At 61.2% G+C, this 14,799-nt stretch carries 15 protein-coding genes; 1 reads left to right on the top strand and 14 read right to left on the bottom strand.

Annotated elements, in window-relative coordinates; translation table 11 throughout:
* Positions 1-412: 412 nt before the first annotated feature.
* The 8 genes from ndk to dusB are packed head-to-tail and all read right to left on the bottom strand — an operon-like array spanning position 413 to position 7,087.
* On the bottom strand, positions 413-844 hold the full coding sequence (ndk, locus tag ONB25_12185) for a nucleoside-diphosphate kinase (GenBank protein MDZ7393644.1): 432 nt from the start codon (positions 842-844) through the stop codon (positions 413-415).
* A 46-nt stretch (positions 845-890) separates the two neighbouring features.
* Positions 891-1,442 (bottom strand): 2-oxoacid:acceptor oxidoreductase family protein, encoded by a 552-nt coding sequence (locus tag ONB25_12180; protein MDZ7393643.1) that lies wholly within the window; start codon positions 1,440-1,442, stop codon positions 891-893.
* A gap of 39 nt (positions 1,443-1,481) precedes the next feature.
* A complete protein-coding gene (locus ONB25_12175; protein MDZ7393642.1) occupies positions 1,482-2,306 on the bottom strand; it encodes a 2-oxoacid:ferredoxin oxidoreductase subunit beta in 825 nt (274 codons plus the stop codon).
* Entirely contained in the window at positions 2,303-3,451 is a 1,149-nt protein-coding gene (locus ONB25_12170; GenBank protein MDZ7393641.1) for a 2-oxoacid:acceptor oxidoreductase subunit alpha, read from the bottom strand. The genes ONB25_12175 and ONB25_12170 overlap by 4 nt, the downstream gene beginning before the upstream one ends.
* A gap of 33 nt (positions 3,452-3,484) precedes the next feature.
* Complete coding sequence (locus ONB25_12165; GenBank protein MDZ7393640.1) at positions 3,485-3,715, bottom strand: 4Fe-4S binding protein; 231 nt, start codon at positions 3,713-3,715, stop codon at positions 3,485-3,487.
* Positions 3,716-3,737: 22 nt separating this feature from the next.
* Complete coding sequence (arcC, locus tag ONB25_12160) at positions 3,738-4,691, bottom strand: carbamate kinase (GenBank protein ID MDZ7393639.1); 954 nt, start codon at positions 4,689-4,691, stop codon at positions 3,738-3,740.
* A 34-nt stretch (positions 4,692-4,725) separates the two neighbouring features.
* The gene (locus ONB25_12155) at positions 4,726-6,060 is read right to left on the bottom strand and encodes a cyclic 2,3-diphosphoglycerate synthase (protein MDZ7393638.1); all 1,335 of its coding nucleotides are present in this window, start codon (positions 6,058-6,060) and stop codon (positions 4,726-4,728) included.
* A gap of 34 nt (positions 6,061-6,094) precedes the next feature.
* Positions 6,095-7,087: a tRNA dihydrouridine synthase DusB gene (gene dusB / locus ONB25_12150; protein MDZ7393637.1), complete on the bottom strand. Its 993-nt coding sequence runs from the start codon at positions 7,085-7,087 to the stop codon at positions 6,095-6,097.
* Positions 7,088-7,212: 125 nt separating this feature from the next.
* Here dusB and rpmB point away from each other — a divergent pair, with 125 nt between their 5' ends.
* Complete coding sequence (gene rpmB, locus ONB25_12145; GenBank protein MDZ7393636.1) at positions 7,213-7,404, top strand: 50S ribosomal protein L28; 192 nt, start codon at positions 7,213-7,215, stop codon at positions 7,402-7,404.
* A gap of 62 nt (positions 7,405-7,466) precedes the next feature.
* On the opposite strand, the gene ONB25_12140 is transcribed toward rpmB, so the two are convergent.
* From ONB25_12140 to ONB25_12115, 6 genes are all read right to left on the bottom strand, one after another.
* On the bottom strand, positions 7,467-9,110 hold the full coding sequence (locus ONB25_12140; protein ID MDZ7393635.1) for a B12-binding domain-containing radical SAM protein: 1,644 nt from the start codon (positions 9,108-9,110) through the stop codon (positions 7,467-7,469).
* Between the two features lie 9 nt (positions 9,111-9,119).
* Entirely contained in the window at positions 9,120-10,349 is a 1,230-nt protein-coding gene (gene ftsZ / locus ONB25_12135) for a cell division protein FtsZ (protein MDZ7393634.1), read from the bottom strand.
* Positions 10,350-10,381: 32 nt separating this feature from the next.
* Complete coding sequence (ftsA, locus tag ONB25_12130) at positions 10,382-11,602, bottom strand: cell division protein FtsA (protein ID MDZ7393633.1); 1,221 nt, start codon at positions 11,600-11,602, stop codon at positions 10,382-10,384.
* A 38-nt stretch (positions 11,603-11,640) separates the two neighbouring features.
* The gene (locus ONB25_12125) at positions 11,641-12,363 is read right to left on the bottom strand and encodes a cell division protein FtsQ (GenBank protein MDZ7393632.1); all 723 of its coding nucleotides are present in this window, start codon (positions 12,361-12,363) and stop codon (positions 11,641-11,643) included.
* 121 nt (positions 12,364-12,484) lie between these two features.
* The gene (gene murG / locus ONB25_12120) at positions 12,485-13,636 is read right to left on the bottom strand and encodes an undecaprenyldiphospho-muramoylpentapeptide beta-N-acetylglucosaminyltransferase (protein MDZ7393631.1); all 1,152 of its coding nucleotides are present in this window, start codon (positions 13,634-13,636) and stop codon (positions 12,485-12,487) included.
* Between the two features lie 37 nt (positions 13,637-13,673).
* The coding region (locus ONB25_12115) for an FtsW/RodA/SpoVE family cell cycle protein (GenBank protein ID MDZ7393630.1) at positions 13,674-14,799 on the bottom strand (1,126 nt) is incomplete at its 5' end.

Genomic DNA, 14,799 nt, shown 5'->3' with positions numbered 1-14,799 from the left:
ATTTGACTGCAAATTTACCAATAATTGCCTTCATTGTCAAGCACAAAATTCCCCCGCCCGGAAGCTTCAGCCTCCGTCAGCATACCTAACCCCTTGTCTCTCAAGGCCCTACACTCTCCATCTCTCCCCCTCCCGAGACGCGAGAAAAATGAACGGCGTTCACCTTCTGCCCCCTCGGAAGGCCGAAAAAGCAGGTACTGACGGTTCCGGCTCGGGCTTTTCTCTGGGGAGGGACCGTGCAGCACCACCAGGGTTTGTCAAGAGGCGATGTTGGCGCGTCGGGCAAGGAAGGTCGCCTTACTCGGAGCCCACAACCTCTTCACTTCTTGGGTTGTGCTGAAGAGCGACCGGCGGTGGCTGGCTTTCTCCCGTCTTGCCTCGGCCATGCCTGGGCTTACTGGGGTGCTGGCGTTCAGAGCCCGCTCTCAGCCCGCAAGAGCTCCTCAGTACTGAAAAAGAAGGAAATCTCCCTGGCGGCGTTTTCAACAGAGTCAGAGCCGTGCACAAAGTTGCGCCGAATGCTTTCCCCAAAGTCGCCGCGCAGTGTTCCTTTGGGGGCCTTTTGTGGGTCTGTGGGGCCAATGAGCTCCCGGAACTTCTCCACCGCATTTGGGGCTTCCAGGACCAGCGGTACACACGGGCCCGAAGTCATGTACTCCACCAATTCCTGGAAGAAGGCCTTGCCCCGATGCACGGCGTAGAATTCTTCCGCCACCGGCCGCGAAAGGTGGGTCATCTTCAGGGCCACAAGCCTAAAGCCCGCCTGCTCCATGGCAGCAATTGCCTTGCCGATCAGATGCTTTTCTACACAGTCCGGTTTCAGAATAGCCAAAGTCCGTTCCATGCCTCCACTCCACCGCTCACAGTAGCCGCTCAGTAGGTTTTGCTGGTCAGCTGCCTAGCAATGTCTTTCCCACCTGCAGGCCGACGTGAAAGGCCTTCAGGTTAAGCTCTTCGGTACCCTTGGGCACGCGCGCGCGGATGGCTGCTTCCATCGCGCCCTGGCTCACCACGCCCGTGATCGCGGTGATAATGCCCAAGGCGACGATGTTGGCCACCAGCGCCCGTCCCGTCTCCCGCTCGGCAATGGCCACCATGGGCACGCGGTACACCTTGAAGCTCCCCTCGGGCACGCGCTCCACTGCTTCTTCATCCACCAGGAGGATGCCCTCGGGCAGAAGGTCCTTGACATACTTGTCGCAGGCCTCCTGGGTGAGGGCCAAAAGCAGATTAAGGCGCGTGGCCTTGGGATAATCGATCTCCTCGTCGGCAATAATCACCTCTGAGCGACTGGCCCCACCGCGCGCCTCGGGGCCATATGACTGACTCTGTGTTGCGTTCTTTTCATCGTAGATAGCGGCGGCCTCGGCCAAGATTTTTCCCGCCAAGACCAACCCCTGCCCTCCTTCTCCGCTCAAGCGTATTTCATAGCGAAACGCCATCTTCGCACCTCCTGCACTCCAGCGCAACGTGAGTGGGTTTTAATGCTTCTGCGCCCGCTCACGCAGACTTTGCACCAGCTTCTGGTAGGTCTCCACGTACTCCGGCCGATCCACATCCACGAACACACCGGTGATGATCTTGTCCTGCAGCTGCTCTGGGGTCAACTTGCCCGCCTCCTGCACGCTCACGGTATGTTCCTTTTGCCAGCGAATCATATCCACGCCGGTGCCCATACGGTTGCGTCGGCCATAAGCGGTGGGACACGGCGTGAGGACCTCCACCACCGAGAAACCGCGTTTCAGCAACGCCCTTTCGATGAGTTTGTCAAGCTGGAACACATGGTAGACAGTGCCGCGTGCCACGAAGCTTGCGCCGGCCGCCTCGGCCAACCCACTGATGTTGAAAGAGGCCTCTACACTCCCATAAGGGGCGGTGCTGGCCTTCATCCCCATAGGTGTGGTGGGAGAAACTTGTCCACCGGTCATCCCATAGATATTGTTGTTGAAGATGACCACCGTCATGTCGATGTTGCGTCGCGCAGCGTGGATATAGTGGTTGCCGCCGATGGCCGTGGCGTCGCCGTCACCTGTGACCACGATCACGTGCAGCTCCGGCTTGGCCATCTTTACGCCTGTGGCGAAGGCGATTGCACGACCGTGCGTGGTGTGGAGGGTGTTAAAGTCCACATAGCCTGGCGTGCGACTCGAGCAGCCGATCCCTGACACCATGCAGATCTCGTCTTTGGCCCAACCGATCTTGTCGATGGCGCGCAGGATGCTTTTCAAGACGATACCGTTGCCACAGCCCGCACACCAGATGAGGGGGAACTTGCTTATCCGCAAATACTTGGTGTAGTCGATCATCTGGCCACCTCCTTGATCGCCTGCAGGATGTCCTGCGGTGGGATGGGCTCGCCGTCAACGCGGTTCAGCCTGTGGACGGCTGCTTTGCCGCAAGCTGCCCACTCGACTTCATGGGCCACCTGACCCATGTTGAGCTCCGGCACGATGATGTGGTCCACCTTCTCGGCCAGGGCACGCACTTCTTTGTCAGGGAAGGGCCAGAGCACCAGGGGTCGGAGGAGGCCGACGCGAATCCCCTCCTGGCGCGCAAGGGCCACCGCCCGGCGTGCCGCACGTGCCGTAGAGCCATAGGCTACCACCCCAATCTCCGCATCCTCGAGCTGGTCCTCCGCCACCTCCACGATCAGGTCACGGTGGCGCGAGATCTTGCGATTCAGCCGCCTGATCAAGCGATCAATCTGCACCGGGTCATTGGTGGGAAAACCCGTCTCGTCGTGGCAGAGGCCGGTCACGTGGAAGCGGTAACCCGTGCCGAAACTGGCCATGGGCGGGATATCGTCCTCAGTGAACTTGTAAGGCAGAAATTCCTCGGGCGGGCAGTGGGGCATTTTGCGCTCGTAGACTTCGATCTCGCCTGGTTCAGGCATGACCACCTTCTCGTTGACATGAGCAATGATCTCATCCATCAGCAAGATGACTGGCGTGCGGAAGCGTTCGGCAAGATTGAAGGCGCGCACCGTCAAATCAAAGGTCTCCCGCACGCTGTAGGGACACAGGGCGATGATCTCGTGGTCCCCATGCGTACCCCACCTGGCCTGCATGACGTCCATTTGCGAAGGCAAGGTGGGCAGGCCAGTGCTGGGGCCGCCGCGCTGCACATCGACGATCACGCAGGGCACCTCGGCCATGGCTGCGTAGCCGATGTTTTCCTGCTTGAGAGAGAAACCTGGTCCACTGGTCGCAGTCATCGCCTTCGCGCCGGCAAGCGAGGCGCCGATCACTGCCCCCATCGCACCTATCTCGTCTTCCATCTGTATAAAAGCCCCGCCCACCTGCGGCAATCGGTAGGAGAGAATCTCGGCAATTTCAGACGATGGGGTGATAGGATAGCCGGCGAAGAACCTGAGCCCTGCCGCCAACGCACCTTCGGCACAGGCATCGTTGCCGGTCATCACCTCAATCCTGGGGCGCTTCTGTCCCTGCATTGACCCTTCCTTTCCCATTCTTCTCGCGGTTCGTCAGGCCACCTTCTTCTTGCGCCGTTGCCCGACCACAGTGATGGCAAAGTCCGGACAGCGCGCATCGCACAGCTGACAAGCTGTACATGCCTCCAAATTGACCACCACCGGGTAGTTCCGCTCCATGGCCAATACATTCTGTGGACAAAACTCCACGCAGATGCCACACCCCTTGCAAAACCTCTTGTTGATGCGAATCTGAATTCCTTGCTCGTTGTCCTCTTCGCTCATTTGAGTGCTCCCGTTCCATCTCTCATGGCACTATTCGCGTGCCGGTCAACCCGTCCAGGGCATCAGGCATGCCCTGGATAGAGGTAATCACCACCAGCTTTCCCCCCCATTGCAAGAAGTCGATGGCAGCCTCGATCTTGGGCCCCATGCTCCCTGGCGGAAAGTGCCCCTCGGCCAGGTACTTCTTGGCCTGCTCCAGCGTGAGTTCGTTCAAGTCCTGCTGGTGGGGCGTGCCGAAGTTGAGGGCCACCTTGTCCACGCCGGTGAGGATGTAGAGCTCAGAGGCGCCGAGGTCGCGTCCTAGCACCGCTGCGGCCCGGTCCTTGTCAATGACCGCGTCCACGCCCTCAAGCGTGCCATCTTCCTCCACGTACACGGGAATGCCCCCGCCACCGGCTGCAATGACCACAAACCCCAATTCCACGAGGCGCCTAATGCACTCTTTCTCCACGATCGCCCTGGGCAGAGGAGAGGGCACCACGCGGCGAAAACCCCGCCCTGGGTCGCGCTTGATGACCCAGTTACGGGTGCGCATCAGCTCCTCTACTTCATGCTCGTGGTAGAATGGGCCCACGAACTTTGTGGGGTTCAGGATGGAGGGGTCATCGCGATCGACGATGACCTGCGTAACGACAGTCACCACTTGCCGATTGATGCCACGTTTGATGAGCTTGTTCTGGAGCGACTGCTCGATCATGTAGCCCATTCCCCCTTGCAAGTCGGCCACGATCACGCCCAGCGGTACCGGAGGAACCAGATGCCGGGCCTCCTCCACTCGAATCAGCGCGTTGCCGACCTGGGGCCCGTTCCCGTGTGTAACTACTACCCGGTAACCTTTTTCAATGAGGTCCGCCACTCCGACGAGGCTGCGCCGCGTGTTGGCAAATTGCTGCGTGATGTTGCCCTCCTCAAACTCCCGGGTGATGGCGTTTCCGCCCAGGGCGACCACAGCGATTTTGCCATTGTCAGCTCCCATACGCACCCCCTTTGGCTCTTGCGCTGGCCTGCAGTCAGTTCCCCGATTGCAGGGCCGGCACTTCCTTGAGTATCTCCTCCAGGGTGGGCGAACCGATCTCCTGCAGCTCGTAGCGCACGCGCACTGCAGGATGCTTCATCTTCACCACGCGCCGCAGATCAATGGGCGTGCCGACGATCACCACGTCGCAGTCGCACGCATTGATCGTCGCCTGAAGGTCCTTGATCTGCTTCGCTCCGTACCCCATCGCCGGCAGCACGGAGCCAATTTCTGGATATTTGGCAAAGGTCTCCACCAAGCTCCCTTTGAGGAACGGCCGGGGATCCACCAGCTCGCAAGCGCCGTACTTCTGCGCGGCCACCACCCCCGCGCCGTAGCTCATCTCGCCATGGGTCAGCGTGGGACCGTCTTCCACCACCAGCACCCGCTTGCCCCGAATAAGCTCCGGCTTGTCCACCGTAATGGGCGAGGCGGCATCCACCACCACGGCACGCGGGTTGACGCTGGCGATATTGGCCCGGACCGTCTCGATGTCCTCAAAGGCCGCGGTGGTTTCCTTGTTAATGACCACCACATCCGCCATGCGCAGATTGGTTTCGCCCGGGTAGTAGGTCACCTCGTGCCCGGGGCGCAACGGGTCTACCACCGTGATGTGCACCTGCGGCTTGAAAAACGGAATGTCGTTGTTTCCCCCATCCCATAGAATCACGTCAGCTTCCTTCTCCGCCTCGGCCAGAATGGCCGCATAGTCGACCCCGGCATACACCACGGTGCCACGGTCCAGGTGCGGCTCGTACTCCTCGCGCTCCTCAATGGTGCATTCGTGCCGGTCGAGATCTTCGTACGTAGCAAAGCGTTGTATGCGTTGCTTCCTCAGATCGCCGTAGGGCATGGGATGGCGAACCACCACCAAACGTTTTCCCATCCTGCGCAAAATGTCCGCCACGCGCCTGGTAGTCTGACTCTTGCCGCAACCGGTGCGCACCGCGCAGATGGCCACCACAGGCACCTTGCTCTGCAGCATTGTCGCCCGTGCACCCAGCAGAACGAAGCCGGCCCCAGCAGCATTGGCCTGCGCGGCCTTGTGCATCACATACTCATGCGAAACGTCACTGTAGGAGAAAACAACCTCGTCCACTTGGTTTTCAATAACAAGTCTATCGAGTTCTGATTCTGGATAGATTGGGATGCCTCGTGGGTATGAGGGGCCGGCCAGTTCAGGTGGATAAATGCGTCCTTCGATGTCGGGTATCTGGGTGGCAGTGAAGGCCACTACTTCTGTGTCTTTAGACTCTCGAAAACACACATTGAAGTTATGAAAATCACGACCAGCAGCACCCATGATGAGGACACGCTTCTTCCTCGCCATACACCCTCCATGCTTGTCCAACCTAACTACTCACTCACCCCCCATTGACCAGCGCGACGTGGCCCTGGTGCGCTTCTGCGAGCCAAGAGAGAAGGGCCTCCCGCACCTCCGCTGCGGATTTCATGCTCATCACCTTGGAGCGCAGCGCCTTTGTGCCAGGAATGCGCTTCAAATACCACCCCAGGTGTTGGCGCATGCGCACCACAGCAACCTCCTCAGGGTGGTGCGCAGCGGCCAGCGCCAGGTGCCGCAGACAGGCTTGGATGCGCTCAGCAGGAGAGGGGGGCGGTGTCTCCACCCCACCGGCCAGGACCTGGTTGATGTGGCCGAAAATGAAAGGGTTGCCCAAGGCGCCTCGTCCTACCATGACCAAGTCGCAGCCGGTCTGCTTCAGCATCCGCTGTGCCGATGCGGCGTCCACCACGTCGCCATTGCCAATCACCGGCACTGCCACCGCTTCCTTGACCCGGGCGATGACCCTCCAGTCGGCGCTGTGCCGGAACATGGCCGCCCTGGTACGCGCGTGTACGGTAATGGCCGCCACACCGCAATCGGCAAGCAGGCGCGCGAGCCGCGTCGCATCGGTGTCGTCATGCCAGCCGGAGCGCACCTTGGCCGTAACCGGTATGGGGGAGGCAGCCACTGCTGCCCGACAGATGGCCGCGACGCGCGCCGGGTCTCTGAGCAGCGCCGCCCCCGCGCCCTGGCGCACCACCTTTGGCACCGGGCACCCGAAGTTCAGATCGATGAGCTCCGGGCGGAACTGCGCCACGATCGCCACAGCCTCCGCCATGACCCCGGGGTCGGCCCCAAACAGCTGCACCCCTATGGGACGCTCCTCTTCCCCAAAACGCAGATGGTCCAAAGTTCTGGCGTTCTTCCGCACCAATCCATGGGCGCTCACCATCTCGGTGAAAACCAATGCCGCGCCAAAAGCGCGGCACAAGCGCCGAAATGGGGCATCCGAGAGGCCCGCCATCGGGGCCAACACCGCCTTTCCGTCCAGTTCCACGCCGGCGATTGCCATAGGTGGGCAATATATGATTTTGCCCGCTAAGTTGCAATATCTTTTTTGTTGCTTTTTGCCAAATACTTTTATATAATTAAGGCCCGTTGAATCGCGAGGACAGATGACCAAATGGGAGTTATTTGATGGCACGAAGGTGTGAGATATGCGGAAAAGGCCCGTCGGTTGGCCACAACATCAGTCACGCGCACAACGTTACTTTGCGTCGCTGGCTTCCCAATTTGCAGACTGTGCGGGTGAAGACGGACGGTGGCGCCAAGCGTATGCGGGTGTGCACCAGGTGTCTGCGCAGCGGACGGGTGCAAAAGGCCGTATAGCGAAACAAGCCAATTGGATCTTCAGCAAGGCGGCCCGGACACAACCGAGTCGCCCTTTTTGTTTATGCCGTACCCGCTGAGGGTGAGAGGGCGTCGGACTGCAGCTTGTGCCACCTGCGCCATAGCTGCGCTCGATCCAGTCCAGAGTCCACAATGTCCCACGGGAAGCGCTGCTCCAATGTGCGTGGCTGATGAATCAGTGCACGCCAATCAAGGCCGGCCTCAGCGAACGCCAGCGGCCATGAGAGCCCCTTTGTGACTTTCAAGGAGAGTGCTTCACCGACTTCAGGCCCCCCGAGAGAAAGAACTGCCTGCAGAAGCTCTTGGCGCACGCTTTTCGGACGCACCTTTACGCCAGGAATCCTGCGCAGCGCTCCCTCAAGATAGGCGCGCCTTTCCTGCAGATCTTTGCGCTCCAGCACTGCTGCCCATTGAAAGACGGTCCACGCCTTGGGAATGAGCGCGTTAATGCTGACCGTTATTTGCCGTTTCGTGCCTTTCCTCAGGAATCTTCCTGCCGCTTGGCGTACAAGCCGAACGATTGCCTCGAGGTCGGCGTGCGTTTCGCCGGGCAAGCCGATCATGAAGTAGAGCCGAAGGGCCTCGAGCGGTGCCTCTGCAACCAGAGCCAATGCTTTGTCGATGTGGCTGTCGGTGATCCGCTTGTTAATGAGCATGCGAAGTCGCTCCGAGCCCGCCTCTGGCGCCAGGGAGATGGAGTGCACTTCTGCGCGGGCGAGGGCACGGAGAAGGCGTGGAGTGAGCCGGTCGATTCGGAAGGAGGAGAGACCTAGGGTATACCCCTCATCAGCAAGGCGTTCGCAGAGCAGGTCCAAGTCTGGGAAATCGGAGAGCGCGGCGCCCACCAGGCCCACGCGCCGCGTGGCAAAGATATAACGCCGGACCAGTTCTTCCACCTCATCGGCACTCAGCACTCGCTTCGGTCGATAGATGTGGCCTGCGGCGCAAAAAGAACAGCCGCGGGTGCACCCGCGGCCCACTTCTACCAGGAACATGTTGCGGTAGTGACTGGCCGGCGTCACTACCGCCGAGAAAGTTGGGTGTGCGCGCAACTCGGCAACGTATTGGCGGCACACGGTTGGTGCGTGGTGCGTGCCGACCGAGGCCGGAGCGAGAACCCCAGACACACCTCCCACTGCTTCCACCACCCCCGCCCGGCCTCGGCCAGCATCACGTCCTGCTCGAAAAGCGGCAACAATCTTGTCCACAGCCTCGTCTGCCTCGCCGATGAAGAGGAGGTCGGCGATGGGCATCATCGGCGCTGGATTGAGCGTGACGGCCGTGCCCCCCACGAGCACCAGCGGGTCGCGTTCGCGCCGTTCGCGCCATAACACCGGGATGCCCGCCAGATGGAGCATCCACACCGCGTTGAAATAGTCTAGTTCAAAGGATAGACAAAAGGCCACAATGTCGAATTCCCGCAGTGGCCTGCCCGACTCCAACGTGCGCACTTCGCGCGCGAGAGGGCCTTCGCCGAGGAAGGCCCTCTCACAACGCGTCTCGCCACAACCGTTGAGGAGGCGGTAGAGCGATTGAAATCCCAGATTGGCCATCCCCACCTCGTACGAGTTGGGGTAAACCAGCGCAATGTGCACGTCGGCATGGGACCGCAGCTGTACGGTGGAGGCTTCAGCGCTCAACAAGCTTTCCGCGTACCGGCGAAATTGCCACGTGGCTTTGCTCATCACTCCAGCTCAGAAAAGACGCCTGCGCTTGCGGAGGTAAGCGGGCTCGTCGCGCTCGTTTTCAAACACCATCTCCTCCGCCTGCTCAGCCTCTTCAAATCCGTTATTGCCATTCACGGGCTCCTCCGCCACGATCTTCCTGGCAAAAGCGGGGATTTCGCTGGGTTCCAGACTGGAGGGAAGCTTCGCCTGCCACATCGCCTCGGGCGGCTCAGGTTTGGGGCGCGCGTGCCGGCCAAAGCCGGTGGCGATGACGGTAACGCGCACCTCGTTCTTCATCTTCGGGTTGAGCACCGCACCGAAGATGATGTTCGCGTCCGGGCCAGCAGCATCACGGATGATCGTAGCGGCTGTCGAGACCTCATGGAGGCTCAAGTTTGGCGGCCCGGTGACGTTCACCAGCAAGCCCGCTGCGCCCAAGATAGAGGTTTCGCCCACCAACGGGCTGCTGATGGCTGCGCGTGCGGCCGCCACGGCACGGTCATCGCCTGAGGCCACCCCTGTGCCCATCAGCGCGTCGCCGGCCTCGGTCATCACCGTGCGCACGTCTGCAAAGTCCAGGTTAATGAGCCCTGGCACCATGATCAGATCGGAGATCCCCTTGGTGGCATTGAGCAGCACCTCATCGGCAAGCCGGAAGGCCTCGGTGAGCGGCGTATCTTTGGGAACGATTTCCAAAAGCCGCTGGTTTGGCACTACGATCAGGGTATCCACGCGATCTTTGAACTCGGCGATCCCTTCCTCCGCCCGCCGCATGCGCTTGAGCCCTTCGAAGTCAAAGGGCTTGGTGACGATGGCGACGGTGAGGGCGCCCAGGTCCTTGGCGATTTCGGCCACGATGGGTCCTGCACCGGTGCCGGTGCCGCCGCCCATGCCGGCGGTGACAAAGACCAGGTCAGAGTCGGTGAGTGCTTCAGCCACCGCTTCGCGGCTTTCTTCGATGGCGCGCCGGCCCACCTCTGGGTCGGCCCCTGCGCCCAGCCCCTTAGTCGTCATGCGCCCAATCTGCAACCGCACCGGCGCCTTACACTGCGCCAGGGCCTGCACATCGGTGTTCAGGCCGATGAACTCCACGCCTGCCAAGCCCGCTTCCACCATGCGACTGACCGCGTTACAACCGGCGCCCCCCACGCCCACCACACGCAACCTGGCCGCAGGGTCTGGTCTCTCGTCAAATTGGATGGTCAGGTTCATGGACGACTCCTCTCGTGCCTTTGCGCACAACTTCTTGATGCCCATGGGCCTCTCCTGCTGTCTCGGCTCTTAAGTGCTCAACGACTGCGCAACCAGTCAAATAATCGTCGCAGTATGGTGGACCTCTGGGGGCCCTCCACCGAGGATCCGCCGTACTCATCGGGGTGGCGGACTTGATAAAGAATCAGGCCCACGGCGGTGGCATACGCAGGGTTCTGGACCTCTGCAGTCAGTCCGGAAAAGCCCTGGGGCACACCTAGGCGAGCTGGCGCGCCAAAAATCTCCTCGCAGAGTTCCAGCGTTCCTTCCAGAGTTGCCCCACCCCCAGTCACCACAACCCCCGCAGGGGCCAGGCGGCTATAGTCGCACTTCTGCACCTCCTGATGCGCCAGGGTCAAGATCTCTTCCATGCGCGGCTGAATGATGTCCACCAACACCGCTTTAGACACCTTGCGCACGCTCTGACCGCTCAGGGCGGTGACTTCAACGAAGCTCTCCTTGTCGCCTTCCCGATGGTGGCTGCTGCCGTGCGCCACCTTGATGCGCTCGGCCTCTGCCAGCGAGGTGCGTAGACCGTAGGCAAGGTCGCTGGTCACGTTGCGCCCTCCGAGGGTGACTGAGGCGGTGTGACGAAGCGACCCTTCAAAAAAGACCGCGATGTCGGTGGTACCGCCACCCAAGTCAAGGAGGATGCCGCCCTGCTCTGTCTCCTGCTCGGCCATGACCGCATAGGCCGATGCCAGACTCTCCAATACCACGCCGCCGACCTGGTAACCAGCCTTTTCGATGCTGCGACAGAGGTTTTGCAATGCGGTGAGTGCGGCAGTCACGATGTAGACCTCGGCCTCCAGTCGCACTCCACACAACCCCACAGGGTCCTTGATTCCCCGCTGTTCATCAACGACAAATTCCTGACGGATGATGTGGATGAGCTCGCGGTCCGACGGAAGCGCCATGGCCTGGGCCGCTGCAATCACCCGCTCCACGTCCGTGGGGGTGATCTCCCGGTCAGGGCCACTGACGGCTACCACGCCCCGGCCGTTAATTCCCCTGATATGGGGGCCGGCAATCCCCACGACCACCGGCGGCGCCTGCACGCCAGCCATCTGCTCCGCCTTCTCCATCGTCTCTGCGATAGCCAGCACGGTCCTTTCCAGGTTCACCACCATGCCGTGCCGCAGGCCCTCGCACGGGGTAGTGCCCACGCCGACAATGTTTACGTTTTCCTCGTCGTCTACCTCGGCAATAATGGCGGCAACCTTCGTCGTGCCGACATCGAGGCTTGCTATATACTCCATCGTGGGGCTCCTATTGGGCTGATTGGAAGTTGCTGGTGTTAGCTCCCCCGCTCCATTCTGGCAACCACTTGACCCTCAAGGCGCAGGTCCAAGAACCTGACATGAGCCAGGCCTTGGTCTGTGTCGAGGTGGCGCAGGACGGTGGCAAGGTAGGCCACCTTCCGTTTCACGTGTCCCTTGCCAACAAGCACCGGTACCCCCACGTCCTCAAGGTAGAGCACAATGCCCAGCTTCGGGTCTATGGCAACCTGGGAAATGCGACAGTACAGCGGCAAGCTGGTCTGCTGGCTGACGGCCAGGAAGTGCAAGGCTTCCAAGACCTCGCTTGTCGCAACCTGATTCCGGTCGGGGTCCACTTCGGCATTTGCACAGGTGACAATGGGCAGGTCCCGCCGCCGCTGGATGGCTTCCGGAGAGAGCAGTCGCCCTCGCCCATCCACCGGGAAACGGGTGGAGTTGAGATAGGCAAGCGGCGTTGCCTTTGGCAGCCGCATCTCTGATAGCTCACGGAGCGCATTCAGTGCCACCAGGTCACCACGGCTACCTTGCGGGCGGGCAATACCAACGCTTGCGGCCACTGCGGTGCCCGAGTTTGCTTGGTGCGCAGACTCTGGAGAACTGCCCGAGCCTGGAAGCAGGAGGCCCGCCCACAGGGCCACGGTCCAGAGTGCTAATCCTATCCTGGTACCGATTACCAGCCATCTCCGTTTGCGTCGGACTGACACGGTGCGGTAGCGGAACCGGTAGTCCATGCTGTGCATGCTCAACCCTCTCTATGCCATAACGCGATTTTGGCAGTGGCGGCTCGCACACGACTCACTTTTGAGCATTCTGTGCAGTGGCCGAGCCGAAGGAAGTCGCACCCTTCCTCACCCTTCACTCTCACCCATGTGGCCCTGCGTGCGTGTCGGAACGAGCCGCCAGCGCCAAAATCGCTGCTACTATGCGCGCCGCTGCCTCGGGCCGCGCCAGCTCGGCCATCCGCATTCCCATCCGCTTCAACCCCTCCTGGTCCTCAAGCAGCGGCGTCAACTCTACGATCAACCGTTCAGCAGTTGTTTCCTCGTCCAGTAACACCCGGGCGGCGCCACGCTGCGCCAAGGTCCTGGCGTTCCACTCCTGGTGCTGCCCCGCGGCAAACGGGTAGGGCACCAGCAGGGCTGGCAAGCCGAAGAGCGCCAGCTCCGCCAACGTGATTGCGCCCGCCCGACACACCGCCACATCGCTAGCACGATACGCGGTGTACATGTCGTCGATGTAGGCGCGCACTAGGACACGCTCACCAAACCTGGCGGCCACCTCCCGCACCCGGTCAAAGTCGGCCTGCCCGGTGCCCCAGATCATCTGCAGCTGGGGCCGCATCATGAGGGCCGGCAGCGCTCCCATCATCGCCTCGTTGATTCGCCGTGCACCCTGGCTGCCCCCGAAAACCAGCAGCGTAGGGAGCTCCGGCGAAAGGCCAAACCGCCGCCGAGCCTCAATCTGCGAAAGCTCCGGTGGCCTTCGCCGCACGGGGTTACCGGAGACATGCACCTTCTCTCGCCGGGGGAAAAAGGCCACCGATTCCTCATAGCTGACATGCACCTGGTGTGCCAGGCGCGCCAACAGCAACGTTGTCACACCGGGTCGCACATTCTGTTCCTGAATCACCCGCGGCACACGCAGCAGCCAAGCGGCCACCACCACAGGCCCGCTGACGTAGCCGCCCGTACCCACCACCACAGCCGGTCGCAACCGCCGCAGCAAAACAAGGGATTGCGCGACGCTCAGCATGGCGCGGAACGGCACAGCCACGTTCGCCGGGGTTAACTGCCTGCGCATGCCCCGCACTGCGATCATGTGCACCGGCCAGCCCAGACGGGGTAAGACTGTCGCCTCGAGGCCACGCGGGGTGCCGACGAACACCACCTCTGCCTCCGGCACGTGCTGGCGCAGTTCTTCGGCCAGAGCTACGGCCGGGTACAGATGGCCTCCTGTCCCGCCGCCCGCGAACACGAAGACTTGTCTGTTGGGGCCCTCTTTCTGTTCGGCCATCGCCTTTTGCCAAGAGCCGCTCTTGGCCTCAGAAGATTCAGAACCGCCTCGAACGCGTCTGCCTACTTACGCCCCATCCTCGCAGCCGCAGGCGCTCCCGATAGCCAGCGCTGGTTAAATAGCCTTCTGCCCCTTGCACAGCCTCGCGCGAGATGGCGAGCAGTGCCCCCACGGCCGCCAGATTCATCACCATGGCCGTGCCACCATAACTCACAAAAGGCAAAGGTAAGCCGCTGGTCGGGGCCATGCCTGTCACCACCAGCATGTTCAGCACCGCGTACAAGCCGATGGTAGTGGTCAGTCCTGCCGCCACCAAGCGCGCCTCTTGAGAGGGCGCATGAATAGCGATTTCCATCCCACGCCACACCACCACCCCAAAGAGACCGACCACTGCCAAGGCCCCGACCAGCCCGAACTCCTCACCCACGATGGCAAACACGAAATCGCTGAACGCCATGGGAAGAAAACTGTACTTGAGGTCCCCTTGCCCCGGATTGAACCTCACCAGACCACCACTCGCCAAGCCTGCCAGTGAGGCACTCACCTGCGTATGAGCGTCCGATCTGGCTTCGCCCCAACCAAATCGGAACACCAACCAATCGACTACTCTGCTCTGGAAATGCCCAAACACCACCATCAACACCGCCGCGCAGGAGATCGCAGTCGTCCACGACATCAGCACCAGGCCCCGCTCTACGCCGGCAAAGGTGAGCATGAGTAGAAACACAACAATCATCAAGCCCGCGGTGTCGATGTCTGGCTGCAGCACGATCAGGCCTGCCAGCACTAGGGTCGCACCGAAAGCCTTCGCGAGCTCTACTGTTCCTTGCTCCCAGTCGCGGAGGTGTGACCACGCCGCTAACTTGCTTGCCACAAACACCACCATGGCAAACCGGGCGAACTCTGACGGTTCGAACCCCATCACGCCAAGGCGCAACCAACGACGGGCCCCATGCACCCGCACCCCCATCACTAACACCAGCACGAGGAGACCGATGCTAAGCCATAGCAACGTCCAGGGGGCTCTCACCAGGTGCCTCCAGGAAAGCTGGAACACGCCCACCATGGCTAATACACCCAGCAGGACGCGAAAGAGATGACTCTTGACATAGAAATGCGGATCGTCCCGCTGGAATCCCGCCGTATGAGAACTTGCCGAGTAA

Source organism: candidate division KSB1 bacterium (assembly GCA_034506335.1).
GTDB lineage: Bacteria > Zhuqueibacterota > Zhuqueibacteria > JANLFK01 > Oleimicrobiaceae > Oleimicrobium.
The sequence above is the reverse complement of the archived record's forward strand: the minus strand, read 5'-3'. Positions and strand labels throughout refer to the sequence as shown.

What these genes read in the sequence shown, in the direction of transcription:
- ONB25_12170 (MDZ7393641.1), bottom strand. Translation starts at nt 3,451, where the DNA reads ATGCAGGGACAGAAGCGCCCCAGGATTGAGGTGATGACCGGCAACGAT.
- ONB25_12180 (MDZ7393643.1), bottom strand. Translation starts at nt 1,442, where the DNA reads ATGGCGTTTCGCTATGAAATACGCTTGAGCGGAGAAGGAGGGCAGGGG.
- ONB25_12175 (MDZ7393642.1), bottom strand. Translation starts at nt 2,306, where the DNA reads ATGATCGACTACACCAAGTATTTGCGGATAAGCAAGTTCCCCCTCATC.
- ftsA (MDZ7393633.1), bottom strand. Translation starts at nt 11,602, where the DNA reads ATGGAGTATATAGCAAGCCTCGATGTCGGCACGACGAAGGTTGCCGCC.
- murG (MDZ7393631.1), bottom strand. Translation starts at nt 13,636, where the DNA reads ATGGCCGAACAGAAAGAGGGCCCCAACAGACAAGTCTTCGTGTTCGCG.
- arcC (MDZ7393639.1), bottom strand. Translation starts at nt 4,691, where the DNA reads ATGGGAGCTGACAATGGCAAAATCGCTGTGGTCGCCCTGGGCGGAAAC.
- rpmB (MDZ7393636.1), top strand. Translation starts at nt 7,213, where the DNA reads ATGGCACGAAGGTGTGAGATATGCGGAAAAGGCCCGTCGGTTGGCCAC.
- ftsZ (MDZ7393634.1), bottom strand. Translation starts at nt 10,349, where the DNA reads ATGGGCATCAAGAAGTTGTGCGCAAAGGCACGAGAGGAGTCGTCCATG.
- ONB25_12140 (MDZ7393635.1), bottom strand. Translation starts at nt 9,110, where the DNA reads ATGAGCAAAGCCACGTGGCAATTTCGCCGGTACGCGGAAAGCTTGTTG.
- ONB25_12155 (MDZ7393638.1), bottom strand. Translation starts at nt 6,060, where the DNA reads ATGGCGAGGAAGAAGCGTGTCCTCATCATGGGTGCTGCTGGTCGTGAT.
- ONB25_12125 (MDZ7393632.1), bottom strand. Translation starts at nt 12,363, where the DNA reads ATGCACAGCATGGACTACCGGTTCCGCTACCGCACCGTGTCAGTCCGA.
- ndk (MDZ7393644.1), bottom strand. Translation starts at nt 844, where the DNA reads ATGGAACGGACTTTGGCTATTCTGAAACCGGACTGTGTAGAAAAGCAT.
- dusB (MDZ7393637.1), bottom strand. Translation starts at nt 7,087, where the DNA reads ATGGCAATCGCCGGCGTGGAACTGGACGGAAAGGCGGTGTTGGCCCCG.
- ONB25_12165 (MDZ7393640.1), bottom strand. Translation starts at nt 3,715, where the DNA reads ATGAGCGAAGAGGACAACGAGCAAGGAATTCAGATTCGCATCAACAAG.